The 26,130-nt window shown below is 46.4% G+C and carries 23 protein-coding genes; 7 read left to right on the top strand and 16 right to left on the bottom strand.

The genetic code is table 11. The features are described from left to right. Positions 1–857 precede the first annotated feature (857 nt). The 10 genes from JJQ88_RS01600 to JJQ88_RS01645 form a co-directional block, all read right to left on the bottom strand. On the bottom strand, positions 858–1,058 hold the full coding sequence (locus tag JJQ88_RS01600; protein ID WP_210363992.1) for a hypothetical protein: 201 nt from the start codon (positions 1,056–1,058) through the stop codon (positions 858–860). Further along, a complete protein-coding gene (locus JJQ88_RS01605; RefSeq protein ID WP_210363993.1) occupies positions 1,051–1,578 on the bottom strand; it encodes a QcrA and Rieske domain-containing protein in 528 nt (175 codons plus the stop codon). The genes JJQ88_RS01600 and JJQ88_RS01605 overlap by 8 nt, the downstream gene beginning before the upstream one ends. An 82-nt stretch (positions 1,579–1,660) precedes the next feature. Further along, positions 1,661–2,398, bottom strand: a complete 738-nt coding sequence (locus JJQ88_RS01610; RefSeq protein WP_210363994.1) for an Mrp/NBP35 family ATP-binding protein — start codon at positions 2,396–2,398, stop codon at positions 1,661–1,663. A gap of 182 nt (positions 2,399–2,580) precedes the next feature. Continuing rightward, positions 2,581–3,132 (bottom strand): 4Fe-4S dicluster domain-containing protein, encoded by a 552-nt coding sequence (locus tag JJQ88_RS01615; RefSeq protein ID WP_210363995.1) that lies wholly within the window; start codon positions 3,130–3,132, stop codon positions 2,581–2,583. Between the two features lie 165 nt (positions 3,133–3,297). Next, complete coding sequence (gene fdhF / locus JJQ88_RS01620; protein WP_210363996.1) at positions 3,298–5,424, bottom strand: formate dehydrogenase subunit alpha; 2,127 nt, start codon at positions 5,422–5,424, stop codon at positions 3,298–3,300. Next, a complete protein-coding gene (locus tag JJQ88_RS01625; protein WP_246860871.1) occupies positions 5,405–6,574 on the bottom strand; it encodes a respiratory nitrate reductase subunit gamma in 1,170 nt (389 codons plus the stop codon). The genes fdhF and JJQ88_RS01625 overlap by 20 nt, the downstream gene beginning before the upstream one ends. A gap of 575 nt (positions 6,575–7,149) precedes the next feature. After that, positions 7,150–7,593: a threonine/serine exporter family protein gene (locus tag JJQ88_RS01630; RefSeq protein ID WP_210363997.1), complete on the bottom strand. Its 444-nt coding sequence runs from the start codon at positions 7,591–7,593 to the stop codon at positions 7,150–7,152. 15 nt (positions 7,594–7,608) lie between these two features. Next, positions 7,609–8,367, bottom strand: coding sequence for a threonine/serine exporter family protein (locus JJQ88_RS01635; protein ID WP_210363998.1), 759 nt, complete (start codon positions 8,365–8,367; stop codon positions 7,609–7,611). Between the two features lie 223 nt (positions 8,368–8,590). Continuing rightward, on the bottom strand, positions 8,591–9,799 hold the full coding sequence (locus JJQ88_RS01640; protein WP_210363999.1) for an MFS transporter: 1,209 nt from the start codon (positions 9,797–9,799) through the stop codon (positions 8,591–8,593). Positions 9,800–10,026: 227 nt separating this feature from the next. Then, entirely contained in the window at positions 10,027–10,485 is a 459-nt protein-coding gene (locus JJQ88_RS01645) for an OsmC family protein (RefSeq protein WP_210364000.1), read from the bottom strand. A gap of 718 nt (positions 10,486–11,203) precedes the next feature. Here JJQ88_RS01645 and JJQ88_RS01650 point away from each other — a divergent pair. The 4 genes from JJQ88_RS01650 to JJQ88_RS01665 all read left to right on the top strand — a co-directional run bounded on the left by JJQ88_RS01650 (position 11,204) and on the right by JJQ88_RS01665 (position 15,889). Further along, on the top strand, positions 11,204–12,856 hold the full coding sequence (locus JJQ88_RS01650; protein ID WP_210364001.1) for a M20/M25/M40 family metallo-hydrolase: 1,653 nt from the start codon (positions 11,204–11,206) through the stop codon (positions 12,854–12,856). Positions 12,857–13,017: 161 nt separating this feature from the next. Next, complete coding sequence (locus JJQ88_RS01655) at positions 13,018–14,679, top strand: glutamine--tRNA ligase/YqeY domain fusion protein (protein ID WP_210364002.1); 1,662 nt, start codon at positions 13,018–13,020, stop codon at positions 14,677–14,679. Between the two features lie 283 nt (positions 14,680–14,962). Further along, a complete protein-coding gene (locus JJQ88_RS01660) occupies positions 14,963–15,460 on the top strand; it encodes a GNAT family N-acetyltransferase (RefSeq protein WP_210364003.1) in 498 nt (165 codons plus the stop codon). 78 nt (positions 15,461–15,538) lie between these two features. Beyond that, the gene (locus tag JJQ88_RS01665) at positions 15,539–15,889 is read left to right on the top strand and encodes a hypothetical protein (protein ID WP_210364004.1); all 351 of its coding nucleotides are present in this window, start codon (positions 15,539–15,541) and stop codon (positions 15,887–15,889) included. A gap of 74 nt (positions 15,890–15,963) precedes the next feature. Here JJQ88_RS01665 and JJQ88_RS01670 read toward each other — a convergent pair whose 3' ends face one another. Together JJQ88_RS01670 and JJQ88_RS01675 are read right to left on the bottom strand one after the other, a co-directional pair. Then, the gene (locus JJQ88_RS01670) at positions 15,964–18,369 is read right to left on the bottom strand and encodes an immune inhibitor A domain-containing protein (protein ID WP_481748266.1); all 2,406 of its coding nucleotides are present in this window, start codon (positions 18,367–18,369) and stop codon (positions 15,964–15,966) included. A 527-nt stretch (positions 18,370–18,896) separates the two neighbouring features. After that, a complete protein-coding gene (locus tag JJQ88_RS01675; RefSeq protein WP_210364230.1) occupies positions 18,897–19,406 on the bottom strand; it encodes an NUDIX hydrolase in 510 nt (169 codons plus the stop codon). Between the two features lie 164 nt (positions 19,407–19,570). Between JJQ88_RS01675 and JJQ88_RS01680 the strand changes: the two genes are divergently transcribed. Both JJQ88_RS01680 and JJQ88_RS01685 read left to right on the top strand, forming a co-directional pair. Next, positions 19,571–19,939, top strand: coding sequence for a coiled-coil domain-containing protein (locus JJQ88_RS01680; protein WP_210364005.1), 369 nt, complete (start codon positions 19,571–19,573; stop codon positions 19,937–19,939). A 168-nt stretch (positions 19,940–20,107) separates the two neighbouring features. Beyond that, positions 20,108–21,790 carry a PAS domain-containing sensor histidine kinase gene (locus tag JJQ88_RS01685; RefSeq protein ID WP_210364006.1) on the top strand — a complete coding sequence of 561 codons (1,683 nt, stop codon included), beginning with the start codon at positions 20,108–20,110 and terminating at the stop codon, positions 21,788–21,790. A gap of 47 nt (positions 21,791–21,837) precedes the next feature. Here JJQ88_RS01685 and JJQ88_RS01690 read toward each other — a convergent pair whose 3' ends face one another. Both JJQ88_RS01690 and JJQ88_RS01695 read right to left on the bottom strand, forming a co-directional pair. After that, positions 21,838–22,077: an excisionase family DNA-binding protein gene (locus JJQ88_RS01690; protein WP_210364007.1), complete on the bottom strand. Its 240-nt coding sequence runs from the start codon at positions 22,075–22,077 to the stop codon at positions 21,838–21,840. Further along, a complete protein-coding gene (locus JJQ88_RS01695; protein WP_210364008.1) occupies positions 22,074–22,655 on the bottom strand; it encodes a DUF1836 domain-containing protein in 582 nt (193 codons plus the stop codon). The genes JJQ88_RS01690 and JJQ88_RS01695 overlap by 4 nt, the downstream gene beginning before the upstream one ends. Before the next feature lie 278 nt (positions 22,656–22,933). Between JJQ88_RS01695 and trhA the strand changes: the two genes are divergently transcribed. Beyond that, positions 22,934–23,581: a PAQR family membrane homeostasis protein TrhA gene (trhA, locus tag JJQ88_RS01700; protein WP_210364009.1), complete on the top strand. Its 648-nt coding sequence runs from the start codon at positions 22,934–22,936 to the stop codon at positions 23,579–23,581. Positions 23,582–23,686: 105 nt separating this feature from the next. Here the strand turns inward: trhA and JJQ88_RS01705 are convergent, their stop codons facing one another. Continuing rightward, positions 23,687–25,081 carry an amino acid permease gene (locus JJQ88_RS01705; protein WP_210364010.1) on the bottom strand — a complete coding sequence of 465 codons (1,395 nt, stop codon included), beginning with the start codon at positions 25,079–25,081 and terminating at the stop codon, positions 23,687–23,689. Between the two features lie 291 nt (positions 25,082–25,372). Next, the gene (locus JJQ88_RS01710; RefSeq protein ID WP_210364011.1) at positions 25,373–25,987 is read right to left on the bottom strand and encodes an exonuclease domain-containing protein; all 615 of its coding nucleotides are present in this window, start codon (positions 25,985–25,987) and stop codon (positions 25,373–25,375) included. Positions 25,988–26,130 lie beyond the last annotated feature (143 nt).

Consider the following 26,130-nt stretch of genomic DNA (forward strand, 5'->3'; position numbering starts at 1 on the left):
ATCGAGAAGACCCCTTGCGTTACCTTTTCGCTCTTCCGGGAGCCCGTTTGGTCACGAGAGACGCTCTTACGTTACCTTTCGGCTCTCTTGGGAACCCGTTTGGGCGCGAGAGACGCTCTTGCGTTACCTTTCCGCTCTTCCGGGAGCCCGTTTGGTCACGAGAAGACCCCTTGCGTTACCTTTTCGCTCTTCCGGGAGCCCGTTTGGTCACGAGAGACGCTCTTGCGTTACCTTTTCGCTCTTCCGGGAACCCGTTTGGTCACGAGAAGACCCCTTGCGTTACCTTTCCGCTCTTCCGGGAGCCCGTTTGGTCACGAGAAGACCCCTTGCGTTACCTTTTCGCTCTCTCGGGAACCCGTTTGGTCACGAGAGACGCTCTTACGTTACCTTTCGGCTCTCTTTGGAACCCGTTTGGGCGCGAGAGACGCTCTTGCGTTACCTTTCCGCTCTTCCGGGAGCCCGTTTGGGCGCGAGAGACGCTCTTGCGTTACCTTTCGGCTCTCTTGGGAACCCGTTTGGTCACGAGAAGACCCCTTGCGTTACCTTTTCGCTCTCTTGGGAACCCGTTTGGTCACGAGAAGACCCCTTGCGTTACCTTTTCGCTCTCTCGGACATCCGTTTGGGCACGATCCAGCGAATTCCGTTCCCCTCCACCCTTTACCGCACCCGCTTTGGGAACGGACCTGTGACTCGTAATTTTCCTTCTTGTACCAACCTTAGAATCCTGAACATTCAAGCATTCGTCCATTTACTTCCGGCATCACATCTTAAAAAAATTCAAGCATTCGTCCATTTACTTCCGGCATCACATCTTAAAAAAATTCAAGCAACATAAAAAAGCAGCATCCGCTGCTTTTTCAGTGCTTTTTATATTCAGCTTTTTTCCAGATGAAGAAGGCGACCACAGCCAGAGTGGTTGAAAGAAGGGCCACGGCTACGGCCCCGTATACCCGGCCATCCTCATATCCATAATAGCCTTCGATTGCATTTGCAAGGGCAATGACATTGACGGCAAGGAACAGGAAGATGGAGAGGAATGCTGCTCTTTTTTTACCCATGTCTTACTTCCCTCCCTACTGCGAATATTTTGCCTTCCTTGATTTCCAGCAGGATTTTCGGAAGCTCACGCTGCGGCGGTCCCGCCATCGGCTGGCCGCTGTCTACATTGAAATAGCCTTTGTGGCAAGGGCATAATAATACATTTTCTTTATGCTCATAAAATACCGGGCATTGCAGGTGTGTACATTTATTATTGTAGGCAACGAACTTATCCTCTGGTGTCCTTACCAGAATGGCAGGTTCATCTTTGGTCGGATAATTGAAGTTCCTGGACTCTCCAATTTCCAGGTCAGTTACATCCGTGATTTCCACTCTCTTCACTTCACCATTCTCATCGCGAAGGTATGAAAAAATGCCAAATGGCGTTGTTGCAAGACCTATCGCGACGGTCGCCCCGAATGAAGCTTTTAAAAAAGCCCGTCTATTTAAATTGACATCATCTTTCCTATTCAGGTTCTCGATCAGCTTGATCATGTCTTTGTCATCTTCATGATGCGGCTGTTTCTTCTCATCACTCATCGCCAATTCCTCCTGCTCCTTGTGTCTCCCTTTACGTCCGGACACTTTTTTGGCTTTCTCGCCGTTTAACGGAGAGGCGCCATTAATTGAATTTCTTATCTATTTTTTCCGCCAGGGACAAGTATTCTTTGAACAGAGGGCTATCCTCCGTGGCAATCGCAGGCGTTTCGCTGTTTTCATCCGCTTCCTGGATCGGCAGTTGCGCCAGCAGTTCCGTTCCGAGTTGATGGGCCAGCTCCTCTCCTCCGCCCTTGCCGAAGATAAAATACTTTTCTTCGCTGTTTTCGGGCTGGAAGAAGGACATGTTCTCTACCACGCCAATTACATCATGCTTGCTCTTGATGGCCATCGCTCCAGCTCGTTCTGCAACAAATGAAGCCGCTTTGTGCGGAGTAGTCACGACGATTTCTTTGCTCTGCGGAATCATCAGATGCATGTCCAGAGCGACATCGCCCGTTCCCGGCGGCATATCGAGGATGAAATAATCCATTTCACCCCACATAACATCCTCAGTGAAATGCTGGATCATCTTGCCGAGCATCGGACCGCGCCAGACGATTGGCTCGTTATCCTTCACAAGGAATCCCATCGACATGATTTTAATTCCATTTGCCTCAACCGGAATAATCTTCCCGTTGAATGTCTTCGGCCTGGAATCGATGTTCAGGATTTTCGGTACACTGAAACCATAGATATCGAGATCGATGATGGCGGCTGATTTCCCCAATTTGCTAAGAGCCAATGCCAGGTTGACCGATAAGGAAGATTTCCCTACGCCCCCTTTTCCGCTTGTAACGGCAAGGACATTCCCTTTTAACATCTTGCCTCACCCTTTCTATTAAAATCTTATCCGGTCGCGCAATGTCTTACCCAATTTTATAAGTATACTTTACCCACAATTTCCCCAGTAACCATTTCCGGCGAAAAAAGAGCCGGCCCTAATGAACTTAGCGCTCGCTTGTGGACCGGCTCCTCTTGATCTATTGTTTGCTTAACGTCATGCTATGATTGTGAATCAGTATAGACGCCGAAGAATTCAGGAACGTAATCCCACTTATTTCCCTCTTGTGGCTTCTTGCCTTCTACCAGGTTCATCTGTGTTCGTCTTCTTCTCAGCTGCTGCATTTCATCGAAATCGATGAAGCGGATCGCATCGCTCGGGCAGACAGAAGCACACATTGGCGCGATATCATGGCGCGTCCTGTCATAGCACATATCGCATTTGTACATCTTGTTCTTTTCAAAGTCGAACTTAGGAATCCCGAATGGGCAGCCGAATGTACAGTTACGGCAGCCGATGCATTTCTCTTCCATCGCGGACAAGACGACGCCCTCATCCGTGATCTGGATGGCATTTGCCGGGCAAACCCGAGCGCATGCAGGGTCTTTGCATTGCATGCACAGCATCGGGAATGTCTGGCGGGATTCAGTAAAATCTACATATTCAACATAGTTCCTTTCCTTTGCATCATGGTCCCCGCACTCACGGCAGGCTGCCTGGCAGGCACGGCATCCAATGCAGCGTTCAAATTCAAGATACATGATTTTATTCATAATCGCCGTTCCTCCTAATCGAAAAGCGGAAGCGCCCTGACCGGCCCGCCTACAAGCATAAAGCGCTCCTGTCGGAAATCCTGGTTTCCGATAGGAGATGGCTTATGACAAGAGGGGCGGGATGCGGTAGCTGGACATCTTTCACTTTTCACACTTAGTGAATTTTTATATCATTTTTGCAAGCTTCACAGCACAGACTTTAAATTCAGGCATCCGTGAGATAGGATCCAGCGCCGGGCTTGTCAATTGGTTAACTGCAAGCTTTTTGCCCCAGTGGTATGGGACGAACATTGTATCTTTGCGGATCGCCTTTGTTATTTTAACCGGTGCGATCATGTCGCCTCGCGGTGTTGTCAGTTTTACTCTTTCACCATTTTCAATCTGGTAGGCACTTGCCAGTTCTGGATGCATTTCCACGAATGGCTCCGGGCATTGCTCTTTCAGAAAGTCGACGCGTCTTGTCTGGTTCCCGGAAAGGTAGTGGAATACAACACGGCCAGTTGTAAGCCATAGCGGATATTCCGTTGTTTTCACTTCCGCAGGTCCTCTGTAGTCACAAACCGCAAGATTCGCCTTGCCATCTTCAGTGGCGAATCTTTCTTTGAACATAGAAGGTGTTCCCTGGTGGTCCATAGCTGGTGCTGGCCAAAAGACACCGTCTTGCTCATCGATTTTTTCGTATGTGACACCATAGTAATCAGCCTTGCCTCCCTTTGATGCGAGGCGAAGCTCATCAAAAATTTCTTTTGGTTCATTATATTGGAAGTGCTGGCCTTTGCCCAGGCGATCAGCAATAAGACTCATAATCTCCCAGTCTGGTTTTGATTCACCTATCGGCTCAACTACTTTACGTATGTGGATTATCCGGCCTTCCGTATTTGTAGTCGTTCCTTCGTCCTCAGCCCATGTTGTTGCTGGAAGGACCACGTCTGCAAGTTCAGCTGTTTCAGAAAGGAAGAAATCATTTACGACTAAGAAATCGAGGTTTTCAAGTTGTTTTTGAACGTAATTGATATTCGGTGATGACACTACCGGATTCGAGCAGATAACATGCAAACCACGAATCGTCTTGGCTTCCATCAAGTTGAACATTTCATACGCAGAAACACCTGGCTGAGGCATATCTTCAGGTTGGATGCCCCATACTCCTGAAATGTACTCTACAGCTTTTGGATCTGTCAGCTTACGGTATCCTGGCAGCAAATCTGATTTTTGCCCATGCTCGCGTCCGCCCTGGCCGTTTCCCTGTCCAGTAAAAGTCGCAACACCAGAAGCGAACTTGCCGATTTGTCCTCTTAAAAGAGCCATAGATGTGTAGAGGCTTACGTTATCAACACCTGCAGTCTGCTGCTCTGCACCACGTGCGAACATAACAACTGAGCGGGGTGATTTACCAAAAATATGTGCCGCTTTAATGATTTTCTCAACAGCAACCCCAGTAATACCAGATGTATACTCAGGCGTGAATTTCGCCGTCATTTCCCTTAATTCTTCAAAATTATTGCAGCGCTCCTTGACGTACTCATGATCGACGTAATCATGCTTGATCAACAGGTGCATAATTCCGTTGGCCAATGCTGCATCTGTCCCTGGAAGCAGGTCAAGGTGAACATCTGCAACTCTCGCTGTTGCTGTTTCACGCGGATCGGCCACGATGAACTTTGCCCCTTTGTCCTTTGCTTTCCAGAACCATTGAATACTAGTAGGGTGGCATTCTGCCGTGTTTGACCCAGCCATGAAAAAGCAGTCACTGTGCTCGAGCTCAGTCCATGGAAGTGATGATCCGCGGTCAATTCCAAGCGTCTTATTGAAGCCGCCTGCTGCAGAACTCATGCAATAGCGGCCGTTATAGTCAATGTAGCGGGTTCCTAGGCCGACACGCGCATACTTCCCGACAAGATAGCACTTTTCATTCGTCATCGATACGCCGCCATATACCGCTAGTGCATCCTTACCGTATGTTCCCTGGATTTCTTTATATTTTCTTTCGATCAGATCAAGCGCTTCTTCCCAGGAGGATTCGACAAACTTGCCATTCTTTTTGATCAGAGGCCGTTTGATCCGGTCCGGGTGGTCGATTGTCTGATAGGCGGTTACCCCTTTAGGGCACATTTTCCCTCTTGTCAGCACCCAGTCATAACGTGGTTCCACACCGACAACTTTATTGCTTTTTTCATCGACGCGGATGTGCATGCCGCACTGCATCCCACAGTAGCAGCAGTGTGTTGTCACTAACTTTTCGCCTTTGCGGATTTGGTTTTTCACGCCTTCTTTAACGAGAAACTGGCTCATTTTTGGTGTCCTCCTTCAATTCCTGGTCAAGTCCGTAAAATTCTTCTGAACGCTTTTTGCTGAAGCCTGATAGGTGGATTCCGTTATTTGTGTTGATCGGTCCGTATGGGTTTCCTTTTGGCGCTTCAAGATTCATCTGTTTCATCGCCCTCATCCTTCGGCGGCATCCGGTGCAGTAATCTGAGAGGTACGATCCGTCTGCCATCTGGAGATCCATTCCCTGGCTTTTCAGGATTGCCTGGACGTCCGCGATTTGGTCATCATTGCTATACGGCTGTCCGCAGCCTTTGCATGTTTTCGTATCCACTTTTACCACCTCTTGATAACTCATTGGTACAGCTGTTGCCAGCGGCCTGATCGGCACATGGAACAATTTCCCGAACGGGAAGTAGACAAGCATGATGATGACTGTGACCTGGTGGACAAGGGACATGTAGTGGTGCATCCAGCCATCAAGGAATGTATACATGATCGTAAGGATCAAGCCTGTTACAGTGACTGCCATCAGGATCAGCAGTGGCAGGATATCGAATTCGAAACGCTGGGTCACTTTTACATCGTAATTAGTGATCCGTCGGTAAAGGGCCATCGATACTCCGATGAGCACCATGATTGCGCCGTAATTCAGGCCATTATAGACAAGCTCTGCGAAAAAGCCGTGTGCTGCCATTTTCATCGTCGGGACATTGAAGACCACAATCTGATACGTTTCAGGATCGATCAGGTCAAAGCGCATCCAGCCGAATGTCAGTCCGAATGTGATGGCGAAGGAAATGATGCAGCCCCAAGATATCATCAAGTGCTGGATTCCCCGGTACAGACCGCGATGGAAAATGAATTTCTGCAGCACGATATTATCGACCAATGTTTTAAAAATTGCTTTCGCATTTCGTTGCATTCTTTCCTTATTGAATAGATTGCCGACACTGCGCGTAGCTACCCGGTTCGTCGCCTTGCGGTAAAGCCAGAAGCTCATCCTGATCGTCAAGCCGATCGCGAAGATTGCCGACGAAATCGCATAGCCTAATAGCGCCATATCGATATGGACAAATTTGCTTGTGGAAACCCACATTGAGAAAAATAATATAAGAACAACAACAAAGGAATACATGCTTGTTTTTGAATAAAAGGATTTTTCGAATTTGTACAACTTTGCTACCTCCCTGAGAATCGTTTTCCGATTTCGAAAGTTATCTTATCATGTAAAAACAGTAATAAAAGGATGAAAATGTAAACAATTTGTGAATAGTGAAAACTTGATTTAACAATGTTTCCAAGACTGATCTCCAAGATGTACCTTATGTAACTAAATCTTAAGATACGACGAATAAAAGATATGTGAAGTCCGTCACACCTGATTAAAAAACTATATTGAAGGTGCTTATCTAGACAACAACGCCTAACAAATTTGTCAAAAAGTCATTCAGGTCCTGTAAATTTAGGAGGGGAAAGTTTTGGGGCCGGTATTAATCCCCATTTCCTGTCCTATGAAATAAGAATTGCCCTAAACGGAAGTGATTTTGTAGTTGGAGCTGCTCTTGTTATTGCGGAGTTTAGAACGCTGGAGGAAAAAGAAAAAAAACAAACCCGAATCCATTTAAATGGATTCGGGCTTCACTTTTTGCGATGCTGCGGCAAGGAGGCCGCTTTCATTGTTTCTGAACCAGAATCCTCATACTGTCCATTCAAATTTCCCCAAAAAGGTTCAAACGAAAAAGGGATCGATCATTTAGTCGGGCCGAAGGTGGATCGGCGGATCACCTGGTTGATCACCTCAGAAAAAACAAGCCCGACTGCAATTGCCCCTGATATCATCGATGCTTTCGCAGCTAAGGCAACCGCTGTTCCATAATCATTTTCCACGAAGTTGCGCATCGCATCATAGGAAAGGCCACCTGGTACGAGCGGGATAATTCCTGCCACACTGAAGATTATGATTGGCGTACGGTAGGCTTTTGCGAATATCTGGCTGACCACAGCAATCAGGAAGGAGGCGATTAAAGTCGCAAAGATTGTGCCAAATCCATTGTAATCAAGAGCGAAGTACGCAATCCAGCCAATCATTCCAGATAAACCGCACTTGATCAATGATTCCTTAGGGGCATTGAAAATGATGCCAAATGCCGCAGAAGCGATGAAGCTTGTTATTAACTGTTCAATATACATCATCCTGCATTCTCCTGTTTATAAAAAAGATAAGATTGCGGCAATCCCAGATCCGATGGCGAATGCCGTCAGCAAGGCTTCTGCCCCTTTGGACAACCCGGAAACAAGATGGCCAGCCATCAAATCCCTGACTGCGTTTGTGATCAATAGTCCTGGGACCAGAGGCATCACGGAACCGATAATGATTTTGTCAAGTTCCTGTCCAAGCCCTGATTTTACAAAAATAAACGATATCATTCCGATAAAGAAGGAGGATAGGAATTCCGCAAAAAATTTCACCGGGACAATCCGATGGAAATAGACTACGAAGAAATAGCCGGCCCCTCCAGCCGCCATCGATGGCAGGAAATCCAGCCAGCTTCCCCTGAACATGATGGTAAAGCAGCCGCTTGCAATCGCCGCTGCGGCAAGCTGTAAATAAAATGAGTAGGTGAGATTGGCTTTCTCCAGCTCTAACAATTGCCGGAAAGCTTCTTCAACATCGATTTCATGGCTGGTGATTTTCCGGGAAATGCTATTGACCATCGCTACTTTACGCAGATCTGTCGTCCGGTCGGATACGCGGACGAGCTTTGTCCGCTCAGGTCCTATTCCTTCGACTGAAAAAATGATGCCGGTAGGCGTGACATAACTATCTGTCAGGCCGATCCCGAATGCAGATGCCATCCTGGACATCGTATCCTCGACCCTGTATGTCTCCGCCCCGCTTTGGAGCATGATTTTACCAGCGAGCAGGCATGTCTGCATAACCTGAAATGTTTGATCTTTATTATCCATATTTGACCTCACTTACCTATTCCAAATCCTGTTTAATTCTTTATCAGTTTAATCCATAGGAGCAAAAATAGGCAACCATCAATAAGGAAGCCCCATCCGTATAGTATGGCTCGGCGAGGCAGGTTGGAAGATGTGCTGGCCCGGATTGTTTGGAATTGGCGGATAGGAGGGCCATATGATAAAAACAGCCATTCCGGCTGCTAAAACGGAATGGCTATCATCATTACTCCAAAGAGAGGGCCTCTTTTGCATGGGAGGCACCTTTTGGACGCCGCCCTTCGAGGATCGTAAGGATCAATGCCGCGACCATGAACACGCTGGAAATTTGAAATAGCGAGCCAATGGCAACGTACTGGGCAAGAATGCCGAAAATCAAGCCGCTTACCCCTATCCCAAGGTCGATGGATGAGAAGAACATCCCATTTGCTACACCCCTCCGATTCGGTGCAGTCCTCGAAAGTGTCCACGACTGGAGTGTAGGGATCAAGGAACCGAAGCCAATCCCGAATAGGACACCAGCAAGCGCAATCATCATGCCAGAATACGCAAAGGACAGCACCCACATGCCAGCAAATGTAACCATGATTGTCAAGATGACCAGACCTCTTGGCCCTCTTTGGTCAAACCACTTTCCCGCTACTGGACGTGATAACGACGCCATGACAGCATTGAGAAGATAGAACAGGAAAATCTGATCGATACCCCGTTCTTCTCCGAAAATGACGATGAAGGTAACAATTGTTCCGTAACCAAGGTTAAGCAAAAAGGTAATCATGGACGGGAACCACCCGGCCTTATCGACGAGTGAACCGACGTAGGAGAACTTCATGTCCTCCCTTTTTGACTGCAAAACAGTTTCAGGTGTCTGATACCGGACGGTCGAAAGCAGCACGAGCGCAATGACACCTAGCGCCCCTGATATATAGATGAGATTTTCGAATGAGGTTGTCTGGAACAGGAATATCCCAAGGCTTGGTGCGATAATCATTCCAATGGTGATCGACAGTCCGTAATAGCCCATTCCCTCACCTAAGCGGGAGTTTGGGACGACGTCCACTGCTGCGGTTCCATTCACTGTAGTCGACCAGCCCCAGGCAAGCCCATGGAGCAGGCGGAAACCGAGGAAAACGACAACGACTTGCGAAACTGGGTACAGCAAGGTGATCAGCAGCAGCATCACGGCCCCAATCAGCACGAGTGGCTTCCGCGCTTTGTATTCAAGCAGGAATCCGATGAACGGCCTGCTTAAAACTGCGCCAATTGAAAACAAAGCCGTAACAAGGCCGATTTCCATACCGTTTGCGCCGATTGATTTTATATATGGAGGCAGTGTGGGAATCAGCATCTGGAACGACATGAAAACGAAAAGATTCCCCACCATCAGCTTTATGAATGAAGTGGTCCATAAAGGTTCTTTGTTTGTCTGTGACATGTTATCTCCCTTCGATTTTATTTTTATCCATAAGAAAAAACCTTCTGGAACAGAAGATTTTGAATATGTTATTTCGGATCACAAAATAATAACACACAATGGATAAAAAGGGAATAGGACCGTGAACCTATGGAAAAAAATGCAAGCAGGTTCCCCTTCAGTATAAAGCTGGCTTACATTGTGGCGGCGCCTGTAAGATCATGTCAGTCATAAAAAACGGAACAGGCTTAAGCCTGTTCCTGGGTCATTTCAACTACAACATCTTTGCGGACAACATTGACTGGATTTGAGATGGTGTCATCCACAGGGCAAGTTTCCGCAATAAAATCAACGAGCTTCATGATGTTCTCTTTTGGTGATGGAGATTTTATATAATACGTATAACGAATATCAGAGTAGCCTCTGCGCACATCTGATTTGTGCATGAATCCGTCTGTATCAAGGTCACCTTCCAGTTCAACTCTGAAATCATCAAGCTGGACATTGAATTTACGGCTATATACACGAGCGACTATGGATTGGCATGCGCCTAAAGCTCCCAGTACCATTTCGACCGGATTCATTCCGGCATCGGTTCCCCCCAAAGCTGGCGGTTCATCGATCGTAATATGGAAGTTCCTCGCGGACACATCCACTTTTACTCCTTCCTGCAGCACTGCTGTGGCTTTGAACATTTCTTTTGGCATGTTCTTTCCCTCCTTTAATCTACACTTATATTTTCCTATATTCCGGAAGAATTTTCTCCCCCTGAAGTAGAATGACACAAAAGATTCATTACATTATGAAGAGATTGTGAATAACTGAACAATCTTGTAGGGGAAACTACACGTTGAATTCAATGAAGTGCCGCTCAAACAGATCGAATCCTCAGCCTGGCAATGGACATCCAAACCATAGTGCAACGGCGAAAAGCCTTGGCCACCCCTTTTATCTTTCTCATGTTCAGGAAGGCTTATCACTTACTGCAAAGATCCATGGGGCCAAACTGGAAGCAAGCGGCCAATGAGGAATCACGCAAATTTGTTGCTTCTGTACGGAATCCATCCCTTTTTTCACTTTAACGCTGTTTTCTAAAAGGTTGTTGTTTACTGAATAAATTTTAAGAGATACGAATCGTTCGAAAAGATGGATTGGAACGGAGGGTGCAAGACTCCAGCTGGATCAGCGTGAAAGTTGAGACCCCGCAGTCGCTTTAAGTCTCACCTCACCCCCCCGCAGAAAGCGCGCAACCTGGAGTGGATATCAACGATTTATTAAAAAACAACAAAGTTTTCAAAAACAGCCTTTTTTAAAAAAACAAAATTTTTACAGATAATATTCCAAATAGGGAATTGTTTTTTTGTAAAATTTGATGTAGTTTGATAATAAAAAACTTTCTGATGATAGAGGAAGGGGATGCTCTGAATGCTTGACTGCCGAGATGAAGTGTTATTTTACACAAAACAGCTTGTGAATATCGGGAGCATTGTGAATACAAATGGAGAGACAGAAATTGCACAGGTTCTGTATACGATGATTTCATCGTTTCCATACTTTATCCAGAACCCATCACATGTTATCAAACCCCAGACCTGCAATGATGGCACGGAGCGGTACAATGTCCTCGCTTTTGTCAAAGGGACAAAAGGAAACAGCAATAGGACAGTCATTCTCATGGGCCATTTCGATACAGTCGGCATCGATGATTTCACCCAACTTGCCCCCAAGGCTTTCAATCCGGATGAATTGATGTCCGAACTGAAAAAAGAAACTCTTCCTCCCCTTGTGAGAAAACATGCTGAATCAGGCGGGTGGATGTTCGGCCGCGGCGTGCTTGATATGAAGAGTGGTGTAGCAAGCAACCTATATTTACTGAAGTATTATTCAGAGCATCCGGAAGAACTGGAAGGCAACCTTGTCTTTTTATCAGAATGTGATGAGGAGGACAGTTCAACGGGCATCCTATCTGCACTCAAGGATTTGAATGCATGGGGTGACGAGCACGGTTTTGAGTACGTGGCCGCGATTAACAGCGATTTTGTTTCCCCTCGTTTTGAAGGGGACCGGAACCGCTATATATACAAAGGAACCGTCGGAAAACTTCTCCCTTCTTTTTTCATAACGGGAGCTGAGACCCATGTCGGCGCCGCATTCGAGGGACTGGACCCAAACTTGATCGCTGCCGAGCTGACCAGGCAGATTGACTACAACCCAGACCTTTGCAATGAAGCACTTGGCGAAATCACGATCCCGCCAGTTTCCCTCAAGCAGATGGACCTTAAGCCGTATTATACGGTCCAGACCGCTTTGGCTGCTTATGTGTACTACAACTTTTTTATCCATTCGTGGTCGCCAAAAGACGTGCTTGAAAAATTGAAGGAACAAGCGCGCATTGCCTTTGACCAGGCATTGAAGCTGTATGAGGATCGCTACAGCCGTTTCTGTAAGATCATTTCGGAGCCTTGCAGGGATTTGGCCTGGAAACCTAGGGTCATGACCTATGAAGAAATGGAAAAGGAGCTAATGAACATTCACGGGTCCGAGTATACATCGTATATGGCTTCCTTCAAGGAAACACTTTTACTTGATGCCAGCCTTGATATAAGGATGTATGCGGCAAGGGTCGTCGAGGAAGCATGGAAATGGATGTCGGATCAAAGCCCGGCCATTATCCTTTTCTACTCTTCCCTCTATTCACCGCGTATCGAAGTTTCAGGTGGAACGAAGGAAGAACGGATTTTGATCGAAGCCCTTGAAGAAGCAGTGGAGGCCATCCAGCCGGAATACCCGGAGCCAATCATCATCCGAAGTTTTTTTCCTTATATTTCGGATATGAGCTTCGTTGCCCTGAGCGATGATGATGAAGCCCTTGATGCCGCTTCGCGCAACAATCCAGGCTGGGGGACAAAGTTCTACGTGGATTATCAGGATATCCGCAAACTCAATGTGCCTGTCATCAATATCGGCCCATACGGCTTTGATGCACATAAACGCTACGAACGGATGGAAATGGATTATTCATTGCAGATTGTTCCGAACCTGACAAATGAAGTCATCAAGAATGTCCTCGCGAAGTAGATTCCAGGGCGCCTGTCCAACAGGCGCCTTTTTTGCATTCCTGTCCTGTCCGCTCTTGTTTTTCGGCTTCTTTCTTATTACTATAGAGTTCAGTGGAAATATCTTTAAGAAATCATTAAAATAAATACAATGAGACTGATCAAGAGAAAGGCTGATATGAATTGGAAGAAAACTCTAATTTTATAAAAACGATCATTAAAGAAGACCTTGAAAGCGGCAAGCGTGACAAAGTTGTAACCCGTTTCCCTCCTGAACCGAACGGTTACCTGCATATTGGGCACGCAAAATCCATCATCATCAACTTCGGCCTTGCCGATGAATTCGGCGGAAAGACAAACCTTCGTTTCGATGACACGAATCCATTGAAGGAGGATAAGGAATTCGTTGAATCGATCAAAGAAGATGTTGAATGGCTTGGATACGAGTGGGACGGTCTGTTTTTCGCATCTGATTATTTCGAGGAGATGTACAGCCGTGCTGTCCTTTTGATCAAAAAAGGCAAAGCCTATGTGGACGACTTATCAGCCGATGAAATCCGCGAATACCGCGGCACCTTGTCCGAACCAGGAAAAGAAAGTCCGTACCGCAACCGCTCTGTCGATGAAAACCTGGACTTGTTCGAACGGATGCGCAATTGTGATTTCGGAAATGGCGAAAAGGTGTTGCGCGCAAAGATTGACATGGCGTCACCTAACATCAATCTCCGTGACCCAGTCATTTACCGCATCGCCCATGCAACACACCATAACACAGGCGACAAGTGGTGCATCTACCCAATGTATGCCTTCGCCCACCCGATTGAGGATGCGATCGAGGGTGTTACCCACAGTTTGTGCACAACCGAATTCGAGGACCAGCGCCCGCTTTATGACTGGGTTGTCCGCGAATGCGAGATGGAAGAGAAGCCGCAGCAAATCGAATTCAGCCGCCTGAACCTGACAAATACGGTGATGAGCAAACGGAAACTGAAGCAGCTTGTGGAAGATGGTTATGTCGATGGATGGGATGACCCGCGCCTGCCGACGATTTCTGGATTGCGAAGACGTGGCTTCACACCTGAGGCGATCCGTGAATTCGTGAAAGCAGCCGGGGTCTCAAAGGGATATTCGGTTGTCGATGAGCAAATGCTTGAGCATTTTGTCCGTGAAGACCTCAAGCTGAAAGCGCCTCGGACAATGGGCGTGCTCCGTCCATTGAAAGTTGTCATCACCAACTACCCTGAAGGCGAAGTGGAATGGCTTGATGCTGAAATCAACCCTGAGAATCCGGAAATGGGCAAGCGGAAAATCCCATTTTCCCGCGAAATTTATGTTGAGCAAGATGATTTCATGGAAAACCCGCCGGCCAAGTACTTCCGCCTCTTCCCTGGAAACGAGGTCCGTCTGAAGCACGCATACTTCATCAAATGCAACGAAGTCATCAAGGATGAAAATGGTAATGTTGTGGAGCTTCACTGCACATATGACCCGGAAACGAAATCTGGCTCAGGCTTCACTGGCCGCAAAGTAAAAGGCACGCTGCACTGGGTCGATGCTTCTCACGCTATCCCTGCTGAATTCCGCCTGTATGAGCCACTGATCCTCGACAGCGAAGAAAATGAAGCAGAGGAAGCAGAAGGAAAAACCTTCCTGGACTATGTAAACGAAAAATCACTGGAAATCCTGAGCGGCTATATCGAGCCAAACATGAAAGACGTCAAGCCCCATGACAAGTTCCAATTCTTCCGCCATGGGTACTTTAACGTCGATCCAAAGCACACAACCGAAGACAAACTAGTCTTCAACAGAATCGTGTCGCTGAAGAGCTCGTTTAAACTGAAGTAAGATAGGTAAAAAAATCCCCGGACTCCAATCCGGGGATTCTTTATGGGGTGCTGGTTTGCTGCTGGGAATGGACTAACGTTCATTTTGCTCCAACTGGGATAATTTGAATTGATTATATTCTCTCTAACCGGGTTTATTTTTCTGGTGGGGATTATCTTACGTGATTTTAAGGGAATCCTCTCTTCCAATCTTCCATCCATGCCTGCTCTTTGCAAAAATTAAAGGAATTCATCACTTAAATAAAGAATTATAGTAGTCAATCAAATTTTCAGGGGGGAAGGCATTGGAAATCAGAAGATTAAGCGGCCAGGATGCCGACATTTACCGGGCAATCCGGCTAGATGGCTTACAACAAAATCCCGAAGCTTTCGGATCAAGCTATGAGGAAGAAAAAGGCTACACACTCGAAAGGTTCCGTGACAGGCTGCAGGCGGAGAATACTTTTACATATGGTGCGTTTGATGGGCCTGAACTGGTCGGTGTGGTGACGCTGGTGCCTGAAGGAAAAATGAAAATGAAGCACCGCGCTAATATATACGCGATGTATGTCAAACCGGAAACTCGGGGCAAGGGGGCCGGAAAGCAGCTTGTTGAGACTGTGGTCAGCCAAGCAAGAAAACTTGAGGAGATTGAGCGAATTTATCTTACGGTCGTTGCCAGCAATGAACCGGCAAAGCGCCTATACTCCTCCATTGGTTTTGAAGTGTACGGACTGGATAAAAAAGCATTGCGCGTTGGGGATACATATTTTGATGAGGAATTGATGGTGCTGTTTCTTTAAGAGCTCCTTTCCATGTTTAAAACTTGCTCAAAAAGGAAGGAGGTAAAATAGGCAAGTTTTTTCGAAAGGAGAATGGCCATGTTTTTAGACGCGTACCTAAATCAAAAGATCCAAGTCAAGTTCAAGAATTTCCCTGATAATATGGTTGGCGAGGTGACAGGAATCTATCAGCCTAGCGAATGGTATCTTGTGAAATTGGTCAATGCTGAGAGCATGGGGATTTGGGTTGAGAATCCATGCTACAAGCGTACGCCGGTGCAAAAAGAAGACGGCACGGCAATTCCGGCTGAAGACCAGGTGGAAGAAACCTGCAAAACGCACTTCCTGATACGGTGGGATTATATTGCTTCCGTCATTCCCTTTCCTGATACTGACCCTAAAGCGGATAAAAAGGCGAAATTGATCGGTTTCCAGCCTGATCTTGGCTAACCTTAAAGGTGGCTCACTGTAAACCGAAGCAAAATAAGGGAGCGCTGCCAGCAAATCGGCAGCGCTCCTTTTCATTATTTGAAAATCAATACCTTACCAACCGTTCCATCCTCACTCTGTCCGACCACCCTGAATTTCAGGCCATAGTTAGGAACGTTGCGGCCTGCATCAGGCAATACTGGTGAGAGATACTTTGCACTGTCATCAAAAATCGGTGTCCTTTGGGTTGTGTTGTCTTTCATTGTGATCCCCAGGATATTGGAGTAATCCAGGAACATCGTTTCAGTCTTTCCTTGATTGAATGCAGCATCATGGAGCTGGTAGCGAGTTGAGCCAACCGCGCCATCGCTCCATCTGTTGATTGTCTGGTCTGCATCGACCACTCCCAGGTAACCTTCACCAGGGTGGACTCCTGTCCAGTTGTTGTCATACGAGTCATCCACATACCAGACGACAAGTCCAGAATCATAGGTCATCAAGCTTGCGCCGCGGCGGATGTTTTTCAAGCCTTCGTCTACGCCGTTATGCGATCTCCATTCCAATAGGTAATGGTGGGAAGTTGTCGTTTTCCCTTCATGCTTTTCAAAACCATTAAGCGCAAAGCTGGAGTCTGCTTCCGCCCCATCGGATAATACAACATTGCCGTCGGCTGTTACTTTCACATTATCGACGAAGAACCCGTTCAGGTTTGTAGCCCAGTCTGTCATATAACGGAACTGCAGCTGGATTTTTTGGCCGGCATACTCGCTTAAATCGATTGTTTCATGGATCCAGCCATTGCTTGTGCCTGTATATCCAGGAAGGTTCGGGATAATCGCTGGATACCCATCTGGCGAAATCGAAGAGCTTGTATTAGGGGTCGCCAGCGACTTCCAGGTAGCTCCTCCATCTTTTGAAACCTGGACCATCGCATAGTCCCATCCTTCTTCGATGTCATACCAAGCATCGAAATCCAAAGTTGCTTTTGAGACATTCGTCAAATCGACTTCGGTCACCATCTGGTGATCCATTTCATCGCCTCGGCCACTGTGGTACTCAAACTTTCCTTCTTTCGGCGTGTTAATGATATTCACTTTATCTGGAAGTTCTATTTTCACAGCATCATTGTTCTTGCCTTTACTGTTTGCCTGGTCAAGCAAAATCTCCTGGCCCTTGCTAGTAACATCATCAGCATGGAGCGTCGTACCTGTCAGCCAATTGCTTCCTGGCATCGAGGCATGCAGGAACTCTCTTGCATATGGGCTGAAGCCTGTCGGTTCTGTACCAGGAACCTTTCCTGCCCAGCTTCCGCTCGCCATGACCGACCAGTAAGCTACTGCCTCACCGGCACCGCTGTAAATCGTGTCGTATTCATCAGGAAGGCCTAAGTCATGTCCATATTCATGCGCGAACACACCAGCTGCGCCATCTGCAGGTTCGATCGTGTAGTCGTAGGCGTACATAGTTCCCGCTCCCCAATAATCAACCTCTGGTGCTGGCGATCCGGTAATAGGCGCTATCCCGCCGAGGTTCCAGCGGTGTGACCAGATGGCATCGCCGCCAAGTGAACCGCCGCCAGCCTCTTCCCCAACTGAAGAATGGACAACCATCAGATGGTCGATCAAGCCATCCGGTTCACGGTAATTTCCATCGCTGTCCAGGTCATAACGGTCTTCCTGGTCGAATTCCTTGAGATTTACGGATGGATCCTTTGCTGCTGCCAACAGGGCTTCATACACTAGAGATCGCGGCTTGGCGTCATTTCCGTCCGGATCCGGGACATTCCCTCCGTAATACGCCGCCGGTTTTGAAGCCTTGTACCATCCTGCAACTTGTCCATCAATAGTGTAGCTGCCGCCGGATTGCTGCTCGTAATATTGTTTGACTGATACTAGGTTTTCTCCGTTCGGACCTGTATAGCCATTATCGCCAAAAACCATATTTTCATAGTGTTCTTTCAAGTATTCATCATAGTACATGTCTGTTTCGCCTTGCTTTATATTGGTCGCCGGAAAATCAGGGTATTCGATCAGCAGGACAAGAACATTGTCCTTCCGCTGCCCGCCATTCCAGGTTTCTTCCGCTAATGGTTCAACCTTATTGTTTTTCGTATGCCCATTCTTCATTCCTTTTCCGTTAACCAGCCCGGTGTCATCAAGCTTTTCTTTCAATGTACCGGCCAGCTCTTTTTCATGTTTATGTAGTTCCCCCGGCTCTTTTGAAGCCCCTGATGCTTTTCTTTGCAGATACTTCTGTAATGCCTTTTCTGCTTCAGCTGGAGTGGCATTTTTCGTGATGGTGCCATTCTTCCTAAGCATTTCAATCAATCTTTCGTCATTCGCGATGCCTAGATCAATTGGCGCCCCGCCCACGGACTGGTAACTTGCCTTTTCCACAGCGTTAGCTGTTGACGGGCCATTGGAGGCAAATGCAAGTGTGCTGGCTAGCATGGCGGTCATCGTAATGGTTGAAAGGACCTTAAGACCTAATTTCTTCTTCAATTCATTACCCCTCTCCTATATTTTTTTCAGAAAATTTAGTACTATATTATTTTACCAACCAGGTAATATTTTTACAATATTCCAAACTATTAATTTTCTCCACAAATTTAATGGATAAATAGCAATCTTCGACACTATTTATAATGGTAAACGCCTATCATTCGACCAATTGAAACTTCTTTTTATCAAACTGAAAATTTTTAAAATAATTTATATAGCGAGGTTTTTCCGTGATAAAAGTAGGATTTGTTGGTTTTGACCCGATTGCTGCCGTCTGATAAAAGGATTTAGGAATTACCCTGAAACAGTGATGATGCGGAAGGAGATGAGGCACAAGCTGTTTAAAAACACATGAAAAAGGTCTGTATGCCCAAACTTCAGCTGCTGATAACAAAGAGCGCGATTATCACCGCGCTCTTTTACCTCGCCCAGGCTCTTCTTACCAAAAATTCTCTAGCTATAAGCAGCCTCTTTCTCCAAATAAATATACTCGTTCTCTCATCTTGCGAAACAAGGCAGCTACAATCTTAAAAATCATAGTTCTTTCCCCTTGTTACCCACTCTTCATCCCACTGAAAGAATGTGCTGCCACTTCCGTCCCCGAAAACGGATTTCGGGTATGGCAGAGCCAGTTCCGGCATTCCTTGTTCGCTAAAATAACACAATTCGGCGGTTTCCTCATCAATTGGGGCAAGTTCCCCGCCTTTCACATGACACTCGAAAACAAACACGATGTACTCAACCTTATGGCCATTTGGATATTGATAGCGGAAGTCCCTGCCGCCGAACACACCTAAAAGTTTTACAGGAACGACCTGTAATCCTGTCTCTTCCCATACTTCCCGGACAACCGCTTCTGCTGGGGCTTCCCCAGGTTCAATCGCTCCAGCTGGCAGGCTCCATTTCTCTCCAGTTCCTTTATTTTGGAAGAGGATTTCTCCCTCCCTATTCTTTATGATCCCTGCTACGCTTGGCATGAAAATCAAATCCCCGCCAACCATGGACCTGAGTTCCTGATAATAACCAGACATTCCCATTCCTTTCACCTCCAATAAAGTATTCTGCATACCCTCTGCTCTTTCCTTTATCCGGTCCTGTCCCTGGGCGATAGCCGTGGCAATCTGCATTCAACCACATATTTTATAAGGGATTCATCCGCCTAGCTTCACGGTGGATCAGATAAAAGAAGGAGTGTACCCGAATGAACACATATCCGTATTATTACAGCCCTCGACAGTTTGATCCTTATACTCAATACGATTTCCACTCCCAGCATCCGGACATCAATGATCCTTATCGGCAACAGGGATTGGAAAGAAGGATTGGCGCCCTTGAACGCCAAAATGAACAGCAGGCAAGAGAATTGAACAGGCAAAACAGGGAAATAGGACGCTTGAACGAGGAAATCAAGCGGCTGAACAGGGAAATCGGCCGGATCAATCAGGAAATCAACAGATTGAATGAAAATGATGAGAAACATACCCGCCGCCTGAATAGGCTGAACCAGCGTCTTCGTGCCGTCGAAACTCGCCTGAACATTCCTTTCAGTCCCACTGACGGAGGGTTTTAAAGCCAGTGAATAAACAGGGCCTGCAAGTCTGGGTCCTGTTTCAGTTTGGATATATTTACCCAGGACCGGGAAGGTAAATACAACAGCTTTAGCATTTGAACTGTGCTAATATATATAAAGTAATTCAACTTTTGTCCAGACTTGGAAGCCGATTTAGGAGTACGATTCATGAAAAAGAAGAAATACGTCTTGATCTTTTTTATTCTCAGCATAGTTTGGATATTTTTGACAAACTATCTGGTGCATTTATATGCCCCTTCTCGTTACATGATGATCATAGAACACTCTAAAGAAGTATTTTATGTCTTGATGGCAGGGTGGTTTTTCTATTATTTCATTTCAAAAATGGAGGAATTGAATACTTCAAGGGAAGAGAAAATGCGCCTATCTACCTTAATCAATTCAATGGTTGACTTTGTCAATTTCAAGGATGGTGAAGGCCGGTGGATTGAGGCAAATCACTTTGGCTTGAAGCTGTTCGATCTTGAGAGCGTTGACTATCGAGGCAAGAAAGACTCGGAATTAGCCAAATACAGTCCATATTATGGGGACGCCCTGAGATTTTGCGAAATTTCCGACGAAAAAGCATGGAGAGCAGGAGAAATCATCCGTGTCGAGGAGGCCCTTCCCCAGAAGGATGGCACCACAAAAACATTCGATACGATCAAAGTACCTTTATTCAACGCCGATGGCAGCAGACGGGGCCTGGTCATCATGGGAAGGGATATTACCGAAAGAAAGAACATTGAGACATTGCTCGAGGAGAGCCGCCAGCAATATCGATCCCTGTTCGAATACAGTCCCGATATTGTTTCGATGCTCGACCTAGATGGGATCATCACGAATCTGAACCCTCAATTCCATAAAACCACGGGCTACAATCCGCAGAAATACATTGGACGGAGCATAAAAGAGTTATTGCCTCCTCATTCGCGCGAGCTGATCTGGGAGAAGCTGATGAAGGTCATTTCCGGCCAGGTTCCGCAAATGTATGAATACGAGATTCCCCATAAGAATGGAAATAAGCTGATCCTGCAGACAACTTCCTTGCCAATCATCGTCAATGAGAAGATAGCTGGAATCATTTGCTATGCCAGGGATGTAACGGAACTGCGGCAAACAGAGGAACACTTGCGGAGGACGGACAAGCTCTCAGTCGTTGGCGAACTGTCGGCCAGCGTGGCTCATGAAATCCGCAACCCGTTGACCTCGCTGAAAGGACTGGTCCAGCTGCTGCAAATGGAAGATAAGAAGCATCAGATGTATTACCAGATCATGCTTGAGGAGCTGAACCGCATTAACCACATTGTCAGTGAGCTCCTGCTGCTGGCAAAGCCGCAGCAAGTAAAGTTCATCAAAGCTGACTTGCAGCTCATTTTATACAATGTCATATCCCTGCTGACCCCGGAAGCAAGCATGCATAACATCCAAATCGAGTTTGAGGCCCTGGATCGTTCTGTGATGGTTGAATGCGAACCAAACCAGCTGAAGCAGCTTTTCATCAATGTCGTCAAGAATGCAATCGAAGCTTCGGAATCGGGAGATGTAGTCCAGATCACTGTCCAAAGATCTGATAATCAGGTAAATGTGAAGATTAAGGATGAAGGCTGCGGAATGTCCAAGGAACTCATGGAACGGATTGGCGAACCTTTTTATTCTTCAAAAGAAAAAGGAACCGGGCTTGGGATGACTGTCAGCTTCAAGATTGTCCAATCCCATAATGGCACCATTAAATTCAACAGCGAGCCAGAAAAAGGCACGGAGGTCCTTGTCCAATTGCCGTTGAAGCATAATGGCACTAACGAAGTGAAGAAAGTGAAGGAACCATTCCGGCCTGCCACAAGTACGTGACTTGGACGAAAGCAAAAACGCGAAGGGATCTGCCCATTCGCGTTTTTTTAATCTTCATCCTTGATGTCAATATCCTCGGGAACTGGTTCACTCAATATTTCTTCCACGAGTTTTTTGTATTTCTCCAGCTGTTTCAAATGGGTATTGAATTGATCTTTATATAGCAAGTACTGGCTTCCATCATGGATAGCCCTGATTTTCCCCTGAAAAATCAGTTTTTCAATCTGATGTTCCGGCATCGATAAGTATTCTGATGCTTCTTTTACTGTTAAATACACATCCGTCATCCTTTATGGTTTTTTTCCGCCAGCTGATCAACAAGCTTTTCGGCAGTCCGCCTGTAAAAATTGCTGAGATTGACCAGAGATGCGATCATTAAAATGGTCTCGAGTTCAGCGGGATTTTCCGCCTCAAGCTTTTCCACTTCTTGTTTCACTTCTCCTGATGCATGCAGTACGTCCTCAGTGAATATTGCGATATTTTTTTCATGCAGATTCAAATAGCTTCTATAAAAACTATCCAGCGAAAACTGGCCATCCGCTATCCGGCTGTTTATTCCAGCGAGGGTTTGCTTGATGTCCTGGATGGACAGGCCGCCCTTGAGCTGGTAAATCAAGCTGATCAATATTAAATGTTCCTTTGAATATTTCTTGTTCTTAATTGGAAAGAACAGTTTCCCCTTCGCATAATTGTTGATCATCGTCTTTGTCAGGACTTTTTCCTCATCATTCCTTGTCGTGCTGCCAAACTTTTTTTCGAACAGCTGGATGACCTGATCCATATAAAGGTCGATTTCAGGAATGTCTTCAAGTGAGATGTTGTTTTCAAAACCTAGTTGCTCGAGTAAGTATTCTATTTTTTCCAAATCAAATCCCTCGATCTTAGTCTTTTAGGCTGCTTGTAAAGCATTGGTTTCGCACTTTCCGTATGATGTGCGCCTCCCAGGCGGAGTCTCTCGCCTTCGTACGATGAGCTCTCCTTGATCCTGAATTGTCCGCTATAAAACCTGTTTTCAAAACAACAATCAGCCTGCTTTTATTATATCTTAAAATTTTCCTCCCGCAAGTATTGACTATGTGGCGGTACAATAATATCATAACAAGTAGTTATATAAACTACATAATAGAATATGGAGGTTGTTTGATGAATACTTATATTCGTGAACCGATCAACGGACTGACCCATTTAGCCGGTGCCTTGCTGTCATTTGTCGGGCTGCTCGCCCTTGTCATCAAGGCTTCGCTCACCACAGGATCCCCACTTGCCATCACAGCGGTGATGATTTTCGGCATCAGCATGATTCTTTTGTACACTGCTTCTGCGACTTACCATATGGTTATCAGCAAGGAGAGCGTCATCGCTTTCCTGAGGAGGATCGACCATTCAATGATTTTCTTGCTGATTGCCGGATCCTATACACCTTTTTGCCTGATCAGCCTTAATGGAGCGACTGGATGGACGTTGTTTGGAATTATCATTGGCGCCGCTGCAACCGGGATTCTTTTCAAAATGGTCTGGTTCAAAAGCCCAAGGTGGCTCTCCACCTCCATTTACATCATCATGGGCTGGATGGTGATTTTCGTTATTTCGCCGCTTTCTTCCGTCTTGAATGCAGGCGGCATTTTCTGGCTTGTTGCCGGCGGGATCATGTATACGATCGGCGGTGTCATTTACGCGCTAAAACCAGCGTTCCTGCAATCCAAGTATCTTGGCTTCCATGAAATCTTCCACATCTTTATCATGCTTGGAAGCCTCGCCCATTTCCTTAGTGTCTATCACTATGTACTTTGAATTGCTTTTCGGCTGGAATGCCAACTCCTCTAAGGAAAGAAGCAATCTCTGCGAAAAAGATAAAAAATGGCTGTTCCCCTCATTTTGGAGAACAGCCATCTTGTTTTAGCCCGCTTTTTCAGAAGACAGGTTTGTTTCATTTGCCCGCTTATGGAATCCTTTCCCGTAATAAAAGGCGATCAAAAACAGCAGCCACCCGGGACCGACAATCACTGCCACTCTTGTATCGGGACTGAATGCCATCAGGACGATGATAAACGCCAGGAATCCAAGCGATAAATAGGAAGTGAACGGGAAGAGCGGGAGCTTGTACTTCAGCTTCTTCACCTGGTCCTTCCTTAAGCTCTTTCGGTAGCGGAGCTGAGACAGCAGGATGATTCCCCATGTCCAGATCGCCCCGAATGTAGCGATGCTTGTCACCCATGCGAATACCTTGGCAGGAACGAAATAGTTCAGGACAACCCCGATCAGGAGCGCGGCTGCAGAAGCAAGGATGGCTAGCCCCGGTACACCGTTCTTCGTCAGCTTGCTGAACTGCTCGGGCGCTTCGCCGTGGTTTGCAAGGTTGAACAGCATCCGTGCGGTGCTGAAAATCCCGCTGTTGCAGGAGGATAATGCCGCGGTCAGGACGACAAAATTGATGATTCCGGCGGCTGCAGGGATGCCAAGCTGCTCGAATGTGAGGACGAACGGGCTTCCCTTCGTGCCGATATCCTGCCACGGATAGATGGACATGATGACGAACAATGCTCCCACATAAAAAATCAGGATCCGCCAGAACACCGAATCAATGGCTTTGGCCAGCGATTTTTGCGGATTCTTTACCTCTCCTGCTGTAATGCCGATCATTTCAATCCCCAGATAGGCGAACATGACCATCTGAAGGGACAGCAAGACCCCTTTGAACCCATTCGGGAAAAATCCCCCATACTCCCACAGGTTCTGGATACCGGTCGCGATGCCGCCATTCCCCAGCCCGAAAAAAATCATCCCTGCTCCAGACACAATCATAGCGACAATCGTGACAATTTTAATCAGCGCAAACCAGAATTCGAGTTCACCATACGCTTTTACTGCCAGGAAGTTAATGGAGGCCATGATGGCCAAAGCGGCCAATGCCCAAATCCACCTCGGTGAATCCGGGAACCAGAATTGCATGTAGATGCCGACTGCCGTGATTTCCGCCATTCCGGTTACAATCCAGAGAAACCAGTAATTCCAGCCCGTTATATAGCCTGCCAATGGTCCGAGATAATCGCGTGCATATTTGCTGAAGGAGCCCGCAACTGGTTTTTCGATCGCCATTTCCCCTAATGCCCTCATGATGAAGAACATGATCAATCCGCTAAAAGCATATGCCAGCAAGATCCCTGGTCCCGCCAGCTTGATGGTCGACGCTGATCCGAGGAAAAGGCCGACCCCAATCGCTGCCCCCAGGGACATAAGTGTAATATGCCTTTGCTCCAATCCGCGATGCAGTTCATTTCCTTGTGTATTCATGCTGTCTCCCCTTTTTGTTCGATTTCCTGAAGAGCCATTGTTATGTATGCAAAAATGTTCCCTGAAAACAGAGTAGCTCAACGGTTAAACCATCCACACTGAACCCCTTTGATATCAAGCTCTTTCCTCAATCCAAAATCATGAACGCAAAAATCCCCCACGAAAATTGTTATTCTCATAAAATTTCCTTTAGCCATTCTATCATGAATGGGCTTCTATACAAATATGAGTATTTTCTTAAAATGAAAATGCCTTTCCACCCATCCTCATGGGTGAAAAGGCATTCATTGTTCAGTAGAACATCCTTTTTCTCTGTTTTTCTGCTGGCTGATACCTTCGCATTGGTCCATATTCAAGCACTTCTTTTAAATATGGCTCCCCATTCGGATTTTGCAGCTTGAGCAGCTCAGTCAGGTACGTGATATCATCCATAGCCCTGTGCGTCTGGAATTCCGAGATATTATGTGCTTGCAGCAGGGTCAAAAGCTTGCTGTTCGGAAAGCCGTGGTTCTTCCATTTGACGTTCTTCATGGTGCAGTACCATTTCAAATCATTGACCTCAGGGTACATGCGGTACAAAAAACTCCGGTCGAATGAAGCATTATGGGCAAAGACAGCATCCGTTCGGTTGAAAAACTCCATGATTTTCTCATCCTGGAATGTCCGTCCCCTCACTGCATCAAAAGGAATTCCATGAATCTGGTATGCCCTGTCATAGTTCCTTCGCGCAGCAGCTGACAGAGGTTCCCTTAAATACGAATCCTCATCTATGAAATCAAGGATCTCTCCTGTTTCTTCCTGAAAAGAAAACAGCTTCACCGCTAATTCTATGATTTCATCTGAACCTGGTCCCAATCCAGTTGTCTCAACGTCCACTACTAAACCAAGCTTTTGATCTTTATTCAAAAATGTCACCCTTTTCAGCTGGAAATATGTCTCTATGATATAGCAGTTCTGCCAACTTTTCCAGCCAGATAAAACAGGATGAAATCATTCCCGGATTCGATGTATCATGAATGTTCCCACGCCAGTCCTTGCTCATAGATTCC

Source organism: Bacillus sp. REN3 (assembly GCF_017912555.1).
GTDB lineage: Bacteria > Bacillota > Bacilli > Bacillales > Cytobacillaceae > Mesobacillus.